Origin of the sequence: Mycobacterium angelicum, assembly GCF_002086155.1 — a bacterium.
In the GTDB taxonomy this organism is placed as follows: Bacteria; Actinomycetota; Actinomycetes; order Mycobacteriales; family Mycobacteriaceae; genus Mycobacterium; species Mycobacterium angelicum.
Genome location: NZ_MVHE01000392.1, coordinates 1 through 274 on the forward strand (window position 1 = coordinate 1; position 274 = coordinate 274).

Annotated in this window: 1 pseudogene; it reads right to left on the bottom strand. The window is 65.7% G+C overall.

Going from position 1 to position 274, the window contains the following annotated elements:
• Positions 1-274 (bottom strand): annotated as a pseudogene (ppnK, locus tag BST12_RS29940) (NAD kinase); the annotation flags it as partial.

The window sequence follows — 274 nt, forward strand, 5'->3', positions numbered from 1 at the left end:
GCCGTGCCCATTTGACGGACGTGACACAGCGGGTGACCTCGAGTCTGCTGCCGGCCGGTATCAGCATTTCGCGGCGACCGTCGCAGAACACCAAGGCGTCATGCCCGTCGGCCTCTATTTCGATGGCGATGGTGGCTTCGGGGCTGGTGACCATCGGCCGGCCAAACAGCGCGTGAGCGTTGTTGGGGACCACCAGGATCGCTTCGAGGTCGGGCCACAGCACCGGGCCTCCCGCCGAGAATGCATAGGCGGTTGATCCGGTCGGCGTGGACAC